The sequence below is a fragment of the Budvicia diplopodorum genome (genome assembly GCF_009800925.1).
GTDB lineage: Bacteria > Pseudomonadota > Gammaproteobacteria > Enterobacterales > Enterobacteriaceae > Budvicia > Budvicia diplopodorum.
This window is the reverse complement of the sequence record NZ_WOYF01000044.1, coordinates 1-776: the sequence shown is the minus strand read 5'-3', so window position 1 is coordinate 776 and position 776 is coordinate 1. Positions and strand designations below refer to the sequence as shown.

Below are 776 nucleotides of genomic sequence, written 5' to 3'. Positions count from 1 at the left end.
CACTTTGTGATTCATGACTGGGGTGAAGTCGTAACAAGGTAACCGTAGGGGAACCTGCGGTTGGATCACCTCCTTACCAAGCGATACCAGTTCGAGTGCAGTGTCCACACAGATTGTCTGATGAAATGAAAAGAGAGCAATAAGCATTAAGGTTCACTTAACGCTTAAGCACCTTATTGGGTCTGTAGCTCAGGTGGTTAGAGCGCACCCCTGATAAGGGTGAGGTCGGTGGTTCAAGTCCACTCAGACCCACCAATTCTACTTATCCTTGTGACTTTTGATTGCTGCGTGACTCATGTGCTTGCACACTGCGTTACTCGCATCAAAATCCCCGACGGCTAAGCGAATTGGTCGAGTAAAACAATAAATAAGGTGTGTTGTTCTTTATGGGGCTATAGCTCAGCTGGGAGAGCGCCTGCCTTGCACGCAGGAGGTCAGCGGTTCGATCCCGCTTAGCTCCACCATAAAGAAGACCTGCTTCCTACTTAATATTTCAGAGTATACCGGTTGCGGTGTGCTGTGAAATATTTGCTCTTTAACAATCCGGAACAAGCTGAAATTTGAAAGCTTAAACACGCTGTGAGAATGACTTCGGTCAGACACTGACACAGCCTGTCTTAAGCAGTCTCTCAATTTTTTGCAATCACCCTTGTGGTCTTGAATAGCGGTTCGTCGCCGGTGTTTATCAAAAGACACCTTGGGGTTGTGAGGTTAAGTGACTAAGCGTACACGGTGGATGCCTAGGCAGTCAGAGGCGATGAAGGGCGTGCTAATCT

At 47.7% G+C, this 776-nt stretch carries 2 tRNA genes and 1 rRNA gene; all 3 read left to right on the top strand.

From position 1 onward, the window contains the following. Positions 1-76 (top strand): 16S ribosomal RNA (locus GVI43_RS15725); the annotation flags it as partial. A 102-nt stretch (positions 77-178) separates the two neighbouring features. Further along, a tRNA-Ile gene (locus GVI43_RS15720) sits at positions 179-255 on the top strand. A gap of 133 nt (positions 256-388) precedes the next feature. Further along, a tRNA-Ala gene (locus GVI43_RS15715) sits at positions 389-464 on the top strand. Positions 465-776: the final 312 nt, after the last annotated feature.